A 15,917-nucleotide genomic window follows, 5' to 3' on the forward strand; every position below is an offset into this window, starting at 1 on the left:
AAAATGGAAGCGTTTTGCCTAAATTAAATTTCACACAATCATTATAGTGGGTTAAAAGTCACAAAAAAAGACGGTTGAGCCCTTCGCTCCCCGTCTTTTAAACTTATATTGTTGCCACTAATTTACTGTATAAATCACTATTCATCTTACTTAACGACGTTTTATCGTTCTTAACATTCGAGAATAATACAATATAAATTCGGCCGCCATGACTAAAGCCGTTTGAAACACTCCAACCAGAAAGATAGCCGCGATTGACGATTAATGCCGGATCATTATACATGCCCATCCCATAATGAGAATCACTACCCGGTTTAAACATTAAATCGGTTTGCTGCTGGTTAATTAATTTGTGAGTCCAAAGTGCCTTATCAAAACGGTACATATCCATAGCCGTCATATACATATCTCCAACGCCATAGAGCTGGCTAAAATTCGGTAACATTTCAGCCTTTTTAACACCACCTTTGGTTTCATACCCGATAGAGGCATTTGCTAACTGTGGGTATTGCGCTGACATAAACCCAGTATGCATCATTTTACTTGGTTTGATAATCTTATTTTGTAAGTAATCTTGGTAATTTTGATGACTCACTTTTTCTAAAATCTTAACCAAAACAATATAGTTAGCATCTAAATAGTGCCAACTGCCTGGTTGGCCCTTAGTCCCATTTTCAATAATCTCAGCTAATAATTGGTCGCTGGTCTTTTCTTGATTGTCCTGATTACGTCCAACAATGCCAGAAGTATGATGCAGTAAGTCCGTCAATTTAATCTGCTGACCATTAGGAAATTTGGGTAAATATTTCGCCACTGGATCGGTAACCTTCAACTTGCCTTGTTGATTTAATTGTAAAATACCGGTTGCGATCAGTGCTTTTTCAGTTGACGCAATTGGATATAACGTGTCCGGTGTATTTAATTTTTTGGCCGCTTCATTAGCTGTGCCATACCCTTTATTAAGCATAATTTTGTTATCTTTAACAATTAATGCTGTTCCTGAAAAGTTAACTTGCTTAAAATATTGATCTAACGCATTATCAGCAACCACCGTTGGCATTGGCTTAGTCGCTTCTTTTTCACGCGCTTTTTGTTTTTGAATACTTTCAGATTTAACCATCGCCGCTTTTTCACTTTGACGTTTTCGTTGTTGCGTTTGTTTTTCGATTTTTTCTTGTTGAGCTGCTTTCTGATCAATTTGCTCTTTAACAACATAGCCACCCGCTAAAAAAACACTTAATATAATGACAACACTGCCAATCATCACTAATTTTCGTTTCGCCACCTAATTACCCTCCCCAAATGATAATCTTCTCTCGTTATTAATAATGTACAATACTTATGCTAGCATTAGAAGTGACAATATTGTTATCTTAAAAAGGAACGCTACCTGAACTTTCATCCTGAAATAACCAGTTGCAACAAAAAAGGCTTATCCCCCGAAAGAATAAGCCTTTTTCACTAAACTTTTAAGATCATCATTTAAAGATTAACGGTGAATATACATGTAACTGCCGCCATCTGAAAGTGTTGCAGTATTTGGGCCAGCTGCGTTAGCAAAACCCATCCCGCCTTGCGTAATTGTGACACTGCTGCCACTAACTGATTGAACATACCCAACGTGACCGTACGTAGGATCAGCAGTCCATTGACCACCTACAGATTGACCAGGTACAAAGACAATGATTGCACCGGCTGATGGTGTATGATCGACACGGAAGCCAGCTGCTGATGCAGAAGCACCCCATTGACCGCCATTACCCCAGTTATTACCAGCCCAAGGTGCAACTTGCTTAACATACCAAGTACATTGACCCCATGCGTATGAGTTGCCAGCAACGTTACCATGTGTGCTACCGTCGCCTTGGCTATCACTATCGTCATTAGATTTCTTTGATTCACTATTGTCGCTTGTTTTATTTTCAATTTTACTTGAAGTGCTTGCTTTGCTATCGTTTGAAGTACTTGTTGCTTCTGCTTTATCTGAAGTATCTTTAGTAGAAACAGCAGTCTTTACTACTTTTGTTTCTTTAGCCTTAGTATCGTTAGCAACTTTTAAAGCAGAAGCAGCTTCATCATATTGTGTTTGTAGCGCTTCTAATGTTGCCTTATTGTCATTAACCTTTTGGTTTAATGCATCTTGTTGTTGATCTGATTTAGCCTTCATGGCCTTCAAATCAGTTTGTTGTGCTTCAAGACTTGTTTTTTCAGATTGTAAATTAGATTTAGTTGTTTCTTGTTCTGTCATTAAATTTGAGTATTCTGCTTTAGCTGCTTTAACATCTTCTAGTGCTGATTTACTTGCTTGGTTCAACTTATTGACTGTGAATGATCTTGCAACAAGATCAGAAAAGTCTTTTGAGTTTAAGACAAAATCAAAGTAAACATTGCCACTGACAGTGTCCCCTGTTTGTTTTTGTAATGCAACAAGTTGGGCCTTAAGCACTGTCGTTCTTTTTTGAACTTCAGCTTTTGCGCTTGTGATTTGTGTTTTTAAGGTTGCGATTTTTTGTGTTGATTGATCAATATTTGTTTTAGTCGTTTCAATTTTAGTTGTGTTATCAGTGATTTGTTGTTGTAGTTTGATATTATCAGCATTGGCTGTTGCAATATCCTTTAATAATTTGGCTGTTTCACTTTTATTATTTGTAATGGCTTCTTGTGTTTCATCAACTGTTGCTGCATTAGCTGCGACTGTGTTTAGTGCTGAAACGGCTACCATACTCATTACAATTGCACTTGTGATTACTTTTTTGAAAGACATTTTTTATAATTACCCCGTGTTTTATTAATAGGTTATAGTATAGACCAATAATGTTACATTCATATTACAACCAAGTTACAACCATAAGTCTACTTCATCAAAAAACCACTCATACCAACAGTTAAGGGACGTAACAGTTATTTCAAGTACCACTATTACTTTGATACTAAAAAGAGCACCAATCAGCTAGCGATTAAAAACTAACTAATTGGTGCTCTTTTTGAAATTATGCTTTAACGGTCTTCTTACCAGCCGTCTTAATGGCATCATTAATGCCCTTAGTATATAAAATATTGCCTTTTTCAATGCCACCGAAATGCGTCCCATCAGTGCCTTCAAAAACTTCTGGATGGCTAGCAGCAATCTTATTCCAATCCGTCACCGTGATAAATGGGTATTTAGCCGGTAACGTCCGTTCATAGACTGCGATTTTGGTACTATCATAAGTCGCATCCGCATGACCATCGTAAGGGGTCATAAAAATTAGACGATGTCCTTTTTTCAAATCATGAATAATCTTATCGATTTGTTCTTTGAAATCTGGAAAAGCATTCGTCCCGATACAGATCACGACATATTCTCGCAATTGATTATTGTTTTGTTGATTCATCAATACGTCATACGCCTGGTCCATTCGACGGTTACCTTCAGCGTTAATGTCACTATTTTTAACGTGTTCTAATAAGTAACTCCGTGCGCCTAATGTGACACTGTCACCGATAATACTAATGCCTTGGGGCACATTATAGTTAGTTTGGCTAACTGGCACCGTTTGTTTGGGTTGACTAACCTTAGCGTGAACCGCCTGAATTTGATCAGCGTCCTGATAAAGATTACCGACCCAGAGATGTTGTTCCAAAGAAGACATATGTGGTGCGTCAACTGCATAGTTGGCTGTCACCACACCTAAAATCACCATCGCAAACAACAACGGACCACCGACCGCCTTTTGGTAAGCAACTGGTTTGCCCATCAAAAGCGGTTCGATGTAATAATAAGACAGTGTTGAGAAAATAACCGAGCCAATTAAGGCCGCCACGACTGCTTTAATATTATTGTTAAAGTAACTTAAAAAGATAATGTACAATGGCCAGTGGAAAAGATACATTGCATAGCTAATATCCGCTAGATAAGTAATGAAGCGTGGTTCAGCCACGTTGGGTGCTTTATCATGCAATAGACGTGCAAAAATAATGAGACATCCTGTGATTAAACTCCCTAGTAAGATGCCATAAGCATACGTACTAGCTTGATCAAACTTCATACGCGTTCCTAAACCAAATAATAACAACGCACTGACCACGAAACCAATTAATGGTGTCTTCCAGGCCAAGTGACTCGTTAATTGATTAAAGCCTTGTGCTGATTGACCAACCCCACAAAAGCTCCCAATCATCGCACCGACAAAGAATGGATAACCATGCGTTAAACTTGAGAAATAAATTGGTGAATATTCAGATAAACCTTTAATTTGCGTAAACATTGATAGAAAGCTAACGGCAAATAAAACAAACGAAACACTGAAGATAGCCGTTCTGAAATACTTCGCACTTTTGACAGTTCTTGAAACAAGATAGACAATTAAGCCCCAAATTAAATAAAAATGCATTTCAACTGCTAATGACCAAGTATGCACAAATAAGTGCGGAATGAAATTAGTTTCATAGCTGCCACCTGTACTAATTTCATAAAAATTCGTCGTAAAACTTAAAGTGGCGGTAATTTGTTTCGTTAAGTTCGTTCTTAAATCCGGATTCGCAATTAAAGACAGTGGCACCGCGATTAGAACCATTAATAATAATGGCGGAAAAATCCGGTTAAACCGACGCCGATAAAATGCCCATAGTTTCACTTTATCGCGCCGGATAAATTCATCAATAAATAGTGCTGTGATTAAGTAACCTGAAAAGGTAAAAAAGACATCAACCCCAACAAAGCCACCGGCATATCTTGTTTTAAAATAGTGATAGTATAAAACCATCCCTAGGCCAAAAATGCGAATTAAACTAAACCATCTAATTCTTGCTTTCTTGATACTTCCCATTAACGAGATCCCCCTTATAAGTCACATGGTTTTTCTTCAGTTCACCTTTACCATAAGGTGCACCCGCTTTAAATTGGCCTTTATACTGCCAACCTTCATGAGAAATAAATTGACCAGCGCCTTCAAACCGACCATTTTTAAATTGGCCGGTATAATAGTCGCCATTTTTTAACATTAGTTTGCCATCACCACTGAAACGGCCCTTTTCAACCGCCCCACGATACTGCAATCGATCACGATCTAAGTTGATCGACTGCACCCCACTATCGCGTGGCTTCAATGTAATCACTAAACACACAAAAACAATTAACAAAAGGATGCTCAACATAATGTTTGAGCCCTTTGAGAAAAACAGTTTGACCTGTTGCATTTCACCTACTCCTCCTCAAAATAAACCACCCTAACAGTAATAACCATTATCTTTAGCCAAATCCCAACAAAACTACCTCCCGTGGATTTGTTCGCATCATAAAGCATGTCAACTTTATCATAATTTAGATGTGCTGCCAATCCAGTATTTTAAAAACTCATCTATCATTAACTATTCATTATTCCTGATGAAGGCATCAAAAAAGCTAGTCACTAAAGTGGCTAGCTTTTTCGGTTAATAATCCCATGGATAATCGAGATTAATTTGTTGATTAAAGGCTTGTTGATTTTTAAAATTAGCTAAGCGCTGTACTTTTCTTTGGCTATAACCCGCACAGATAAATTCTTCCTCTGCCGTCGTTGGTGCAATCTCTGGTAAGTTCGGCGTTTTTTCCGTCGTGACAAAGGTTAAAAAAGCCGTCAAACCTAAGAAACGCTCCCCAGTTTGTAGATGTTCACCAATAATTTTTGTAAAAACTTCAATTGAGCGGTGACCAACACCAACGACGTAACTTTCGATACACAACGAATCCTGTAATTTAAACGGCGCAATAAAATTTAATTGGTCAATACTGGCCGTCACGGTTTCAACACGGGCTAAGCGGCTCGCCGCAATTGACGCCGCGCCATCTAGTAATTCCAATAGTCGCCCACCATAGACCGTCTCGTGTTCGTTTAAATCGCTCGCAAACACTCGATGATTGCTAATTGATAAGGTTTGTCGACAAGTGATTGTTTCTGTCATTCAAAACGCTCCATTCACAATTAATCCAAGGTAGGAATTACTAAGCGACTCGCACCTAGATCCACTTGGTATTGGTTTTGTTGTTCTTCCCGCAAGGTCATCCCCATATCAGTCGCATAGATTACCAAACCTAATTGATGTCCTGCTGCTAAATGGTAATGCGTTGGTTGTAAGTCTAGTTGCACCTCATAAAAAGTACCTGCATCGACTGTCTCGGTTTGATAGCTATTGTGACGATTCTGTAAATTGAGATGGCCCTTAGTGATCAATTGATAAGGACTAAGTGCGCCTAATTTGAATTCCTTCAAATCATCATAGCGCCAGTGATAACCTAATTGTTGCCCTTTAGCGGCCAAAATAGCTGGTGTTGTGCCTAAGCGGCTAAATAAACCGTAATCAACCAACATAACACTCAACAAACCACGATCGGTATTGACCGCAACTTTCGTTTTCAACTGTACCCGCCCATCAATCACCAATTGCTTCGATTGCGCCGGTGACAACAATAATAAGCGATTTTGCGTAAAGTCAGATTGTGGTGCTAATAATTGATCCTGCCAAGCAGCCTCACTGAGATGCTGTTTTTTAAACACGGCAACACCATCATCGCTGAAATCTGCTACAGGGGTCGTTGGCGTTTGATCTAACCCTAGATGTTCTGGATCATTTAAGAAATAAGTTTGACGTGGATTCTTAGGGTTTAACCAATCATCTTGGGTATGCCAGGTCGCTTCTTGCGTATTATCTTGAATTGTCACCGTTGGTAAGATTTCTGGTGCATGATTATCGATATCTAACAACTGATAACTCAACCATAGGTTCATCATATCTGTAAAATCAATCGATTGGATATTATTCATATAGATATGTTGTCCTTGGTGTAAAAAGAGTTTCTTTTCGATTGGTAGTTGCCGTAAGTCATCCCACAGTGCGCCGGCATTTTGTAATTTAACGTTCCAATCATTTAAACCATGGACTAAAACGACATCACAATTGATTTTTTGAACATTATCCCGGTAATTACGTTCGGCCCAAAAGGCGTTGTAATTCCCTGTAATCCGATCTTGACCTTCTCGTAAAGCTGTTAACTGCTCTTCAAAAAGTGCGCCGGATTTAGCGTGATCTGCTGCATCCATCTCTCTAGTTTGACAGAGTTTCGCTAAAACATCTGCATCTTCACCTTGGCAATCAACAGGGGCCACTACTAAGCCATTTTCACGGTAGTAATCATACCAACTGGAGATGGCTGCTTCCGCAATCACAGTTTTCAATCCTTCAACACCGGTTGTCGCGGCCGCAGTCGCCAACGTCCCTAAATAAGACTTCCCAGTCATAGCGACTTTTTGATTACACCACCAAGCCTTAATTTCAATCCGATCTGTTTTGTTAGTATAAGCACGACGATTACCCGCTAACCATTCAATAATCGCGGTGGTTGAGGCTGTTTCTTCTGGTGAGCCACACGTCCGCATGCCATCTGAACCCCGAGTCCCGATACCGCCAGCATAAACCGTCGCAAACCCCCGTGCTAAGAAATAATCATTTAACAGGTAGTTACTATCATCAGCGGCTTCTAATTCCGTTTCAGTCGTTTCTCCGAGTGGTTCTCTAGCAGCTGGTACAGATTGATTGGTCCCAGTCTTCAAATCCGCCAAGTTAGGTTGAATGGCCGCCTTAGCTTGAATAGGCACATCAACGTTGTGTAGATCGGCATCGACATCATTAGTGCCTTTGTAATAAGGACTGGCAGTATATAAGACCGGTACACGTAGGCCTTTTTCAGTTTCCTTAGGTCTAAAGATTGTCGTTTCGAGCAAGTCAAGATGCCCATCTAAATCGGTATCCAAACTTGATTCAACATAAACCACTTCACGAATAAAGTTTTGCGTATCAAAAACCGGTTGGGTTTTACCATTAAAGATTAAGAACTCGGGTGCGGTCGCCTTTTGCCAATGCGCAAAGAAACCACGATTAGCCAAACAATCTAAATAAAGCAACCCGTTTTGACTGCGGGTCGTTAATAAGAGGTAGACAGCTTCTAAAAAGAGTTCTTGGGTTAATACCGGTTGATCAACATAGGGTATCCCGACTTTTGCCATGAATCGCCGAGGGTGATTAAATTGAAAATCAGTTGTCACCTTAAACCCTAGCAACTGCAATGCAATATTATAAAACGTCCGCTGATCAAACGATGTTGAAATGCCTGCCAAATAATCGGCTAAGTTTAAACTAGCCGTCGCCTGAATTTTTTGCATTTGTTCATTTTGAGCCGTTTTTGAGTGGGCCTCTGGGAAGAACCGTGCGAATATTTGTTGTGCTAACGCTTGAACTGACAATGCTTCATAACCTTCATCAAGGAGCTTAATCCGTTGTAAGGCCTTTATTTGTTCCGAATAAGTGGTTGTTAACCGTGCAAACTGATTTAATTTCATTTTTTTACCCCATTTCTGCGAATTTCAATTGACATCAGATACTTCAATTGCTTATAATATAGCATGTTGCTTGATATTCTAAAAGCAATAACCAATCTTTTTTGTCATAGTAGCTCAGCTGGATAGAGCAACGGTCTTCTAAACCGTAGGTCGCGAGTTCGAATCTCGCCTGTGACATTTTAGCGTCATTCGGTACAATTCTAATAGATGGGAACGTTGTTAAATCAACGTTCTCATCTATTTTTTTATACGCTAAAATGTTAAAAAAACACAGTTACCACAATTTAACCACAATTTTCGGCGTAAGCGTTTAAATTGTTTAAAGCCCGGCAGCCTAATATACTAATGTTAACAATCAGCTATTTAGAAAGGACGTTATCTTATGTCAACAACATATCAAAAAATCCTTGTCGGTGTCGACGGTTCCGATATGGCTAATAAAGCTTTTATGGAAGCTGTTGAAATTGCTAAAAGAAATAACGCTGAATTATTTGTCGCCCGAATTGTCCCGAATGATATTTTCGTCTCGCCAGATGCGAGTATGTACGCCAAGGTGACCGCTTTGGAGAAAGATCGGGTAAAATCTCAACTCGCCGCTAACGTGCGTTACGCGCACAACCACGGCCTTGAAAAGATTACCCCAATTCTAGAAGTTGCTTCTCCTAAAAAAGAAATTGCGATTCGCATCCCTGAGGAATTTGGCATTGACCTCATCGTCTTAGGGATTACCGGTAAAGGCGCTATTGAACGAATGCTAGTCGGTTCGGTCGCCCAATACGTCAGCAGCCACGCTAAAGCTAACGTTTTGTTGGTGAAATAAGGGTTTAAAAAGGCACGTCCTACAAAATTCTGTAGTACGTGCCTTTTTTGTTATCCTAAAAATTAAACGTTCTAAACCAATCATGATTGCCCTGCTCTTGAAAAATATGACTATCAAAACCACCAAGCGCATAACTCACGCCCATGATCACCAATCCAATCACAACCATCAATAACCCAATTTTAAACCAATTCATTCGAATTTTTGCGAACATCTATGCCACCGCCTTTGATTGTCTTTTACTTTTCCGAATCAACCACCGTGTTAAGCCGATTGAAAATTGCACAATATATTTCGAAAAATACCACGTTAAACCGCCGATTAAGATGCCAACACCCACCATCGCAAAACTAATACCAAGTTGCATCATGCCGACTACTGCGCCTTCGTTTAACGTGACAAAACATGAAAAAACTAAGCTAACGGCCCCACCAATGATGCTAGCAACCGCCAGCGTACCACCGATAAAAGGCCCAATCCATAGTAATAAATAACCAACCGCGAGTAAAACAATTGCGGTTAACAACAAACTACCCCAAAGTGGCGAACCCAACACCAACAACACGACCAACGTTACTAACAATACCGGCGACATTCTTTTGTGTTGAACCTGTGTTGGTTGAAACTGATCTGCTAATTGACTAGCGATTTGATGAGGTGTCTCTAAACTAGCAATTACGGCCGCCTCAGTTTCACCGCCTTCAATACGATCATCAATCAATTCATCGTAATAATCAATTGTATTGGCAGCATCACTCACACCATAGCTTGTTAAAGCAGCTGCTAAGTCTTTGATAAAGTCATTTTTAGTCATTATGCTTCTCCTTTAATATACTCATAGATTGCTGTTACTTGCGTCCATTCATTTAAAAACTGTTCAATCGCAGCCGCCCCAATCGGTGTTAGATGGAAATATTTCCGTAAACGTCCGTTATGAGCTACCTGATAACTTTCAATCTGTTCTTGTTTTTCGAGCCGTTTTAAGATGGGATACAAAGTTGAATCAGAGATTTCAATGACGCTTGAAGTATCTTTAATAATCTGATAGCCATACGAATCGGCTTTTTTAAGCGTTGCTAAAACACAAAATTCTAACAACCCCTTCTTTAATTGCGCGTTCATGTCATCATCCTTTCAAAATATAATACTATACTTTGCATAGTATTATGTCAAACATAATTACGCATAAAAAAAGGAATCCGGGACAAAAGTAACTTTTGTCTCAGACCCCTTCTTGATAACCGAATGTTGCTAGTATAAACGTGCTTTTGTCAGTAACTTTCTGCGTTTTGCTAAACTTGTCAAATTGGTGATTTCATCACCGATTCGCCCAGTTCTACAAATACTCAAAAGCTAGCCACTGACAACACACTCTTTTTAAACTTAGTCTCGATTACCGAAACCAAAGATTTGGAGCATTGTAATAAATAAGTTAACGAAATCTAGATAAAGCGTTAAAGCACCCATCACGGCTAATCCTGAGATTGAAACTTCCCCAGTTGACCCGTATTGACGATATAACAAGCTTAGTTTTTGGTTATCCCAGGCTGTTAAAATAATGAAGACAATTAACATCGCGTAAGATAAGAAGTACTCAATTGCAGCTGAGCCCATGAAAGCATTGACGATGGTTACAATAATAATCCCAATCAAGCCCATCATGGCAAACTTCCCAAAACCACTTAAGTTATTCTTCGTCATCCGGCCATAAGCTGACATCGCGACAAAGACTAACGCACTTGAAATAAATGCGGCGCCAATCTGACCGATGTTATACGCTAACAAGATTACCGTAAACGTTAATCCGTTCAACAGGGCGTAAGCAATAAACATCATCATTGATGCTGACGGATTCTTGGTTGCTTTGCGACTGATCTGAACGACCAAAATCATCTCAACAATCATTAATCCCCAGACCATCCAAGTATTACTATTGCTTAAAATGGCTACGGTTTGACTTGCAAAAACTGTGACTAGTAAAACAGCAACGAGGGCCGAAATACCAACACCTAAAGCCATTAATCCGTATACTTTACTAAAAAATCGTGATTCGCTATCGACATTGACAACGCGTCTTCCATCCATGAATAATCACCTCTTAATATTTCTAACGAGGTATAATCCTCGGTTAGCAATATTGTAACAAAAAATGACTAAAACACAATCATCTTGCCTGAATCTTTAATTATCCTTAGGACTTAAGTTGCTTAATAATTCTTCGTAAGCATATTCATATTTTTGAACATCGCCGGCACCCATGAAGACGACTACTGGTTGTTCAAAATCTAATAATGGTGACATATTATCCAATTTAAGGACCCGACCACCCTTAGTAATCTTAGCACCTAAATCAGCACTTGAAACCTTACCTGATTTTTCACGAGCAGAACTGAAGATATCTGTTAAGAAAACTTCATCCGCGAGGTTTAAACTAGCTGCAAAATCATCCATTAATGCAATCGTCCGTGTAAATGTATGGGGTTGGAACACCGCTACGATTTGACGATCTGGATATTTTTGACGGGCTGCATCCAAAGTGGCTTTAATTTCTGATGGATGATGTGCATAGTCATCAATAATGGTAACGTCTGCGACTTTCTTTTCAGTAAAGCGACGTTTAACACCCTTGAAATCTGCCAATTCACGTGCAACTTCACGACCATCAATTTTTTCGAGGTAACTAACGGCAATGACAGCTAAACTATTGAGTACGTTGTGTTCGCCGTATAATGGCACGTGGTAATGTCCGATATTTTCATCGTGATAATAAGCATCAAATTCTGATCCTTCAACAGTCCGTTGAATATTGCGCGCTTGGAAATCATCATTTGATTTAGTGCCATAGTAATAAATTGGTGCGTTTGATTTTAGTTTTCTTAATTCTGGATCGTCGCCCCAGGCAAAAATCCCTTTTTGAACCTTGTAAGCTTCTGATTGGAAAGCATCGAAAACATCTTCGATCCCCGTATAATAATCAGGGTGATCAAAGTCGATGTTGGTCATGATTAAATAATCTGGTGAGTAAGCTAAGAAATGACGACGATATTCATCCGCTTCAAAAGCGAAGAATTGTGCATCCTTGATGCCCTTACCTGTCCCATCACCAACTAAGAAACTTGTTTTGGCAACGCCACTTAAAACGTGTGCTAGTAACCCACTCGTACTTGTTTTACCATGCGCACCAGCAACACCGATACTTGTATAATTTTTTAAGAGTTCGCCTAAGAATTGGTGATAACGCACAACTGGCAAGCCCATTTCGAGCGCTGTCTTAATTTCAATTTGATCATCTTGGAAAGCATTGCCGGCAATTACCGTTAAGCCTTCGTGAAGGTTATCGGCTGAGAAAGGTAAAATCTTAATGTCTGCTTTCTCTAAATCCCGTTGTGTAAAGGTATATTGGTCGATATCTGAGCCTTGTACTTGATAGCCTAAATCATTTAATACGAGCGCTAAAGCACTCATCCCTGATCCTTTAATGCCCACAAAGTGGTAAACCGTTTCACTTGTTATCATTTTAAATGTCCTCTTTTCAGAAAGTCACTAAGTATATTTGAATCAAATCCCTTTAAGTTTACCATATCAGGCGTTTGAGCTAAATAATGAATCCTTAAAAAACGCTATTTTATCAAAAAAAGAGGTTAAGGCAAAATATTTTTGCCCTAACCTCTTTTGAATTAACCTAATACTAAATAATCTTCGATGTTGATGAAGTAAACCTTGTACCACGTTAAGAACGTGTAAATTGTCCAAATCTTACGACGCCCGTTAATGCGTTGTTCCTTATTAGCATCGAGTAACTCTAATAATTGACCTTGATCGAAGAATTCACTGACGAAATCTTCGCTAAAGAGCGCTTTGACTTGTTCATAGTACTTGTCAGTTTCTAACCATTGCTTGATTGGCACTGGGAAACCTAACTTAGGTCTGTTGGCCCAAGCGGCTGGTAAATGCTTAGCAGACGCTTGACGGTAAGCATACTTAGTATCCTTGCTGTTAATCAAGTATTCAGTCGGCACTTGACCAGCAGTTTTAGCAACTTCTGGATCTAAAAATGGTACCCGGAGTTCCAAGCTGTGCGCCATTGATAGTTTATCAGCTTTTTGTAAAATATCATTTAACATAAAGTGATGCATATCAATGTATTGCATTTGTGAAACGGGATCAGCATCTTTGACGCGGTCAAAGTCTGCTTGATAATTTTCTTGAATTGTTGTGTCATTTTGATAAGCGGGTTTCAAGTATTGGTTGGCTTCATCTGATCCAAAAATACTTGGGTTTTCGATATCATAAATCACTGATTGACCGGCATAAAATTCCTTAGGGTTAGCCAAGTTCGTATATAAATGAACACGACCAGGGAATGCTGGCATCTTTTTGACTGTCTTCGCCAATTTAGCACGGGCGCCCTTTGGTAATTTCTTCAAACTAGATGTGAAAGCCTTGATCGTTGTGTTGTGTGAATGCATCCCGTAGTTAACGTAGCCGGCAAACAATTCATCAGCACCTTCACCTGAAAGTGCAACGGTCACTTTTTCACGGGCAAAACGTGATAAGAACCATAATGGCACACATGATGGGTTACCGTCTGGTTCGTCCAAGTAATATTGGATTTTATCAAATTCAGCAAACGCATCGTCCGCTTTAACCTTAGTTTCATTGAAGTTCAAGCCCAGTTCGTCTGCCAAAGCATGAGCGGCTGTTACTTCGTTATAAGTTTGGTCGTCAAAACCAACACTGAAGACTTCTTGTGGTTGCAAGATACTTGTTACATAACTACTATCGACCCCTTCTGAAAGAAAGGCACCCACTGGTACGTCAGCAACGTTGTGCATCTTGATTGATTCTTCGACAGAAGCATCAATTTTCTTAACTTCTTCTTCGAAAGATAAGTTAGAAGGATCAAATTGCATATCCCAATACTTTTCAATATCTAATTGGCCATCTTTGTAAGTAAAGTAATGACCTGCAGGGAATCTGAAGACCCCTTCAAAGAAAGTTTCTTGTAAATCATTATATTGGTTCATCATGAATGATTTAAGAGCTTTCTTGTTTAATGTCCGCTTAAATTCTGGATGACGCATGAACGTTTTAATTTCACTACTAAACATAAAGGTGCCATCATCAAGCGTTGTGTAATAAAGGGGTTTGATCCCGAAGAAATCACGGGCACCAAATAACGTTTTCGTTTGCAGATCGTAAATCACGAACACAAACATCCCACGAATCTTCTTCAAAACATCTTTGCCCCATTGTTCATAGGCATGCAAAATTGTTTCAGTATCAGAATCCGTTTTGAATATATGACCCATTGTTTCTAATTCTTTACGAATTTCACGATAGTTATACACTTCACCGTTAAAGAAAATCAATTTAGTATGATCTTCATTATAAATAGGTTGATCACCTTTAGTTAAATCAATAATTGATAAGCGACGGAAACCAAGCGCCACTTTATCATCAATGAAATCACCCGCACCACTTGGGCCACGATGTTTAATGACATCCATTTGTTGGTTCAATACTTCTTTTTTCTTTGGTAAATCAAACAATCCACCAGCAAATCCGACAATCCCACACATACCGTAAGCTCCTCTTTGATAGTCCGATATCTAAACAATACTTATTAGACTTTTAATTAATTATTTTCAGAAAAATTTAAAAACTAAATAACAATTAATTAGACGATGTTAACTAATTAATTGTTATTTACTATCATACTATTTTATTTTTAATAAGCCCATAACAAATTCGTAAGTTACTTATTTATTTTAATAGTGCGGCAACTGCATCAGCCGTCACTGCTTGGCCGACTTCCCAATCATCTGGTAAGACCATAATGCCTTTAGCAGGTGCACCTTCAACGCCAATTTCACGAGCAGCACAAATCATGCCGTCGCTTTGAACGCCACGTAATTGACCAGGCCAGATGATTTTACCTTCTGGCATCACTGCGCCAACTGTTGCGACAATTACTTTTTGACCTTGGGCAATGTTAGCAGCCCCACAAACGATTTGAACCGTTTGATCAGGTGCAATTTGCGTTTGTGTCACGTGCATATGATCTGAATCTGGATGAACGTCACATTCCTGCACATAACCAACCACGATGTGTGGTGTTTCATCAGCAACTAAATCAGGTGTGAAGCCAGCAGCTTCAAGTGCTTGATTTAAAGTTGCGACATCCGCAACACTGAGGGCTTGGACCCCGTTAAATTGTAATTCAGGTAATAATTGATCGATTGCTAAAAAGTTATAGCCAATTGTCTGATCTGCTTGGTCGCTAATTCTGACAATTGATTGTTTCTCAGTCGTTACTTGATTAGCAACATCTGGTTGGGTCATCACAACGAGAATATTTGGAAAAGATTTTTGGTTCATACTTGCAATTAGCATTTTATGACTCCTTTAAAATTAACTTAATGAGTGGATAAATTCTGAAATTTCACGTTTTGTCTTCCGGTCCTTATTCACAAAACGACCAACTTCACGGCCATTATCAATCACAACAAAGCTTGGAATACCGAAGATTTCCCATTCTTCACAAATATCGATGTATTGATCACGATCAATTTCGATAAATTCATATTCTGGGAATTCAGCTTCGATTTCGGGCATTGCGGGTTTAATAAACCGGCAATCGCTACACCACGTTGCTGTAAAAAATAAGACATGTTTTCCTTTGGTAATGAGATGGGTTAGATTTGTTTCTGCCATCTTTGCGAATTCTTTCATTATGCACC

15 protein-coding genes and 1 tRNA gene are annotated in these 15,917 nt (G+C 39.1%); 2 read left to right on the top strand and 14 right to left on the bottom strand.

Features of this window, described 5'->3' with window-relative positions; genetic code table 11:
* Positions 1 to 103: 103 nt before the first annotated feature.
* From LEUCM_RS08940 to LEUCM_RS08965, 6 genes are all read right to left on the bottom strand, one after another.
* Positions 104 to 1,285: a serine hydrolase domain-containing protein gene (locus LEUCM_RS08940; RefSeq protein WP_025015886.1), complete on the bottom strand. Its 1,182-nt coding sequence runs from the start codon at positions 1,283 to 1,285 to the stop codon at positions 104 to 106.
* A gap of 204 nt (positions 1,286 to 1,489) precedes the next feature.
* Entirely contained in the window at positions 1,490 to 2,764 is a 1,275-nt protein-coding gene (locus tag LEUCM_RS08945; RefSeq protein WP_016264832.1) for a CHAP domain-containing protein, read from the bottom strand.
* A gap of 226 nt (positions 2,765 to 2,990) precedes the next feature.
* On the bottom strand, positions 2,991 to 4,808 hold the full coding sequence (locus tag LEUCM_RS08950; protein WP_025015887.1) for an acyltransferase family protein: 1,818 nt from the start codon (positions 4,806 to 4,808) through the stop codon (positions 2,991 to 2,993).
* Entirely contained in the window at positions 4,780 to 5,178 is a 399-nt protein-coding gene (locus tag LEUCM_RS08955) for an MORN repeat-containing protein (RefSeq protein ID WP_016264830.1), read from the bottom strand. The genes LEUCM_RS08950 and LEUCM_RS08955 overlap by 29 nt, the downstream gene beginning before the upstream one ends.
* 234 nt (positions 5,179 to 5,412) lie before the next feature.
* The gene (locus LEUCM_RS08960; protein ID WP_025015888.1) at positions 5,413 to 5,922 is read right to left on the bottom strand and encodes an acyl-CoA thioesterase; all 510 of its coding nucleotides are present in this window, start codon (positions 5,920 to 5,922) and stop codon (positions 5,413 to 5,415) included.
* A gap of 20 nt (positions 5,923 to 5,942) precedes the next feature.
* The gene (locus LEUCM_RS08965) at positions 5,943 to 8,354 is read right to left on the bottom strand and encodes a Xaa-Pro dipeptidyl-peptidase (RefSeq protein WP_025015889.1); all 2,412 of its coding nucleotides are present in this window, start codon (positions 8,352 to 8,354) and stop codon (positions 5,943 to 5,945) included.
* A 103-nt stretch (positions 8,355 to 8,457) separates the two neighbouring features.
* Here LEUCM_RS08965 and LEUCM_RS08970 point away from each other — a divergent pair.
* Positions 8,458 to 8,531: transfer RNA gene (locus tag LEUCM_RS08970), tRNA-Arg, on the top strand.
* Between the two features lie 205 nt (positions 8,532 to 8,736).
* On the top strand, positions 8,737 to 9,174 hold the full coding sequence (locus LEUCM_RS08975) for a universal stress protein (RefSeq protein WP_016264827.1): 438 nt from the start codon (positions 8,737 to 8,739) through the stop codon (positions 9,172 to 9,174).
* Between the two features lie 55 nt (positions 9,175 to 9,229).
* On the opposite strand, the gene LEUCM_RS09925 is transcribed toward LEUCM_RS08975, so the two are convergent.
* The 8 genes from LEUCM_RS09925 to LEUCM_RS09010 all read right to left on the bottom strand — a co-directional run bounded on the left by LEUCM_RS09925 (position 9,230) and on the right by LEUCM_RS09010 (position 15,909).
* Positions 9,230 to 9,388 (bottom strand): hypothetical protein, encoded by a 159-nt coding sequence (locus LEUCM_RS09925; protein ID WP_162926695.1) that lies wholly within the window; start codon positions 9,386 to 9,388, stop codon positions 9,230 to 9,232.
* A complete protein-coding gene (locus LEUCM_RS08980) occupies positions 9,389 to 9,988 on the bottom strand; it encodes a DUF1700 domain-containing protein (RefSeq protein WP_025015890.1) in 600 nt (199 codons plus the stop codon). It abuts the gene before it with no gap.
* Positions 9,988 to 10,296 (bottom strand): PadR family transcriptional regulator, encoded by a 309-nt coding sequence (locus LEUCM_RS08985; protein ID WP_011374348.1) that lies wholly within the window; start codon positions 10,294 to 10,296, stop codon positions 9,988 to 9,990. The genes LEUCM_RS08980 and LEUCM_RS08985 overlap by 1 nt, the downstream gene beginning before the upstream one ends.
* Positions 10,297 to 10,557: 261 nt before the next feature.
* On the bottom strand, positions 10,558 to 11,259 hold the full coding sequence (locus LEUCM_RS08990) for a Bax inhibitor-1/YccA family protein (protein ID WP_011374347.1): 702 nt from the start codon (positions 11,257 to 11,259) through the stop codon (positions 10,558 to 10,560).
* A 96-nt stretch (positions 11,260 to 11,355) separates the two neighbouring features.
* A complete protein-coding gene (gene murC, locus LEUCM_RS08995) occupies positions 11,356 to 12,687 on the bottom strand; it encodes a UDP-N-acetylmuramate--L-alanine ligase (RefSeq protein ID WP_025015891.1) in 1,332 nt (443 codons plus the stop codon).
* A 164-nt stretch (positions 12,688 to 12,851) separates the two neighbouring features.
* Positions 12,852 to 14,756 carry an asparagine synthase (glutamine-hydrolyzing) gene (gene asnB / locus LEUCM_RS09000; protein WP_025015892.1) on the bottom strand — a complete coding sequence of 635 codons (1,905 nt, stop codon included), beginning with the start codon at positions 14,754 to 14,756 and terminating at the stop codon, positions 12,852 to 12,854.
* Positions 14,757 to 14,940: 184 nt separating this feature from the next.
* A complete protein-coding gene (ytpR, locus tag LEUCM_RS09005) occupies positions 14,941 to 15,570 on the bottom strand; it encodes a YtpR family tRNA-binding protein (protein WP_016264822.1) in 630 nt (209 codons plus the stop codon).
* An 18-nt stretch (positions 15,571 to 15,588) separates the two neighbouring features.
* A complete protein-coding gene (locus LEUCM_RS09010) occupies positions 15,589 to 15,909 on the bottom strand; it encodes a thioredoxin family protein (protein ID WP_011374343.1) in 321 nt (106 codons plus the stop codon).
* Positions 15,910 to 15,917: the final 8 nt, after the last annotated feature.

Source organism: Latilactobacillus sakei subsp. sakei DSM 20017 = JCM 1157, from assembly GCF_002370355.1.
Classification (GTDB): domain Bacteria; phylum Bacillota; class Bacilli; order Lactobacillales; family Lactobacillaceae; genus Latilactobacillus; species Latilactobacillus sakei.

Excerpts from the sequence above, each read along its gene's own strand:
- LEUCM_RS08955 (WP_016264830.1), bottom strand. The coding sequence starts at position 5,178 with ATGCAACAGGTCAAACTGTTTTTCTCAAAGGGCTCAAACATTATGTTG.
- LEUCM_RS08985 (WP_011374348.1), bottom strand. The coding sequence starts at position 10,296 with ATGAACGCGCAATTAAAGAAGGGGTTGTTAGAATTTTGTGTTTTAGCA.
- LEUCM_RS08945 (WP_016264832.1), bottom strand. The coding sequence starts at position 2,764 with ATGTCTTTCAAAAAAGTAATCACAAGTGCAATTGTAATGAGTATGGTA.
- asnB (WP_025015892.1), bottom strand. The coding sequence starts at position 14,756 with ATGTGTGGGATTGTCGGATTTGCTGGTGGATTGTTTGATTTACCAAAG.
- LEUCM_RS08950 (WP_025015887.1), bottom strand. The coding sequence starts at position 4,808 with ATGGGAAGTATCAAGAAAGCAAGAATTAGATGGTTTAGTTTAATTCGC.
- LEUCM_RS08960 (WP_025015888.1), bottom strand. The coding sequence starts at position 5,922 with ATGACAGAAACAATCACTTGTCGACAAACCTTATCAATTAGCAATCAT.
- ytpR (WP_016264822.1), bottom strand. The coding sequence starts at position 15,570 with ATGCTAATTGCAAGTATGAACCAAAAATCTTTTCCAAATATTCTCGTT.
- LEUCM_RS09925 (WP_162926695.1), bottom strand. The coding sequence starts at position 9,388 with ATGTTCGCAAAAATTCGAATGAATTGGTTTAAAATTGGGTTATTGATG.
- LEUCM_RS08980 (WP_025015890.1), bottom strand. The coding sequence starts at position 9,988 with ATGACTAAAAATGACTTTATCAAAGACTTAGCAGCTGCTTTAACAAGC.
- LEUCM_RS08975 (WP_016264827.1), top strand. The coding sequence starts at position 8,737 with ATGTCAACAACATATCAAAAAATCCTTGTCGGTGTCGACGGTTCCGAT.
- LEUCM_RS08965 (WP_025015889.1), bottom strand. The coding sequence starts at position 8,354 with ATGAAATTAAATCAGTTTGCACGGTTAACAACCACTTATTCGGAACAA.
- LEUCM_RS08990 (WP_011374347.1), bottom strand. The coding sequence starts at position 11,259 with ATGGATGGAAGACGCGTTGTCAATGTCGATAGCGAATCACGATTTTTT.
- LEUCM_RS09010 (WP_011374343.1), bottom strand. The coding sequence starts at position 15,909 with ATGAAAGAATTCGCAAAGATGGCAGAAACAAATCTAACCCATCTCATT.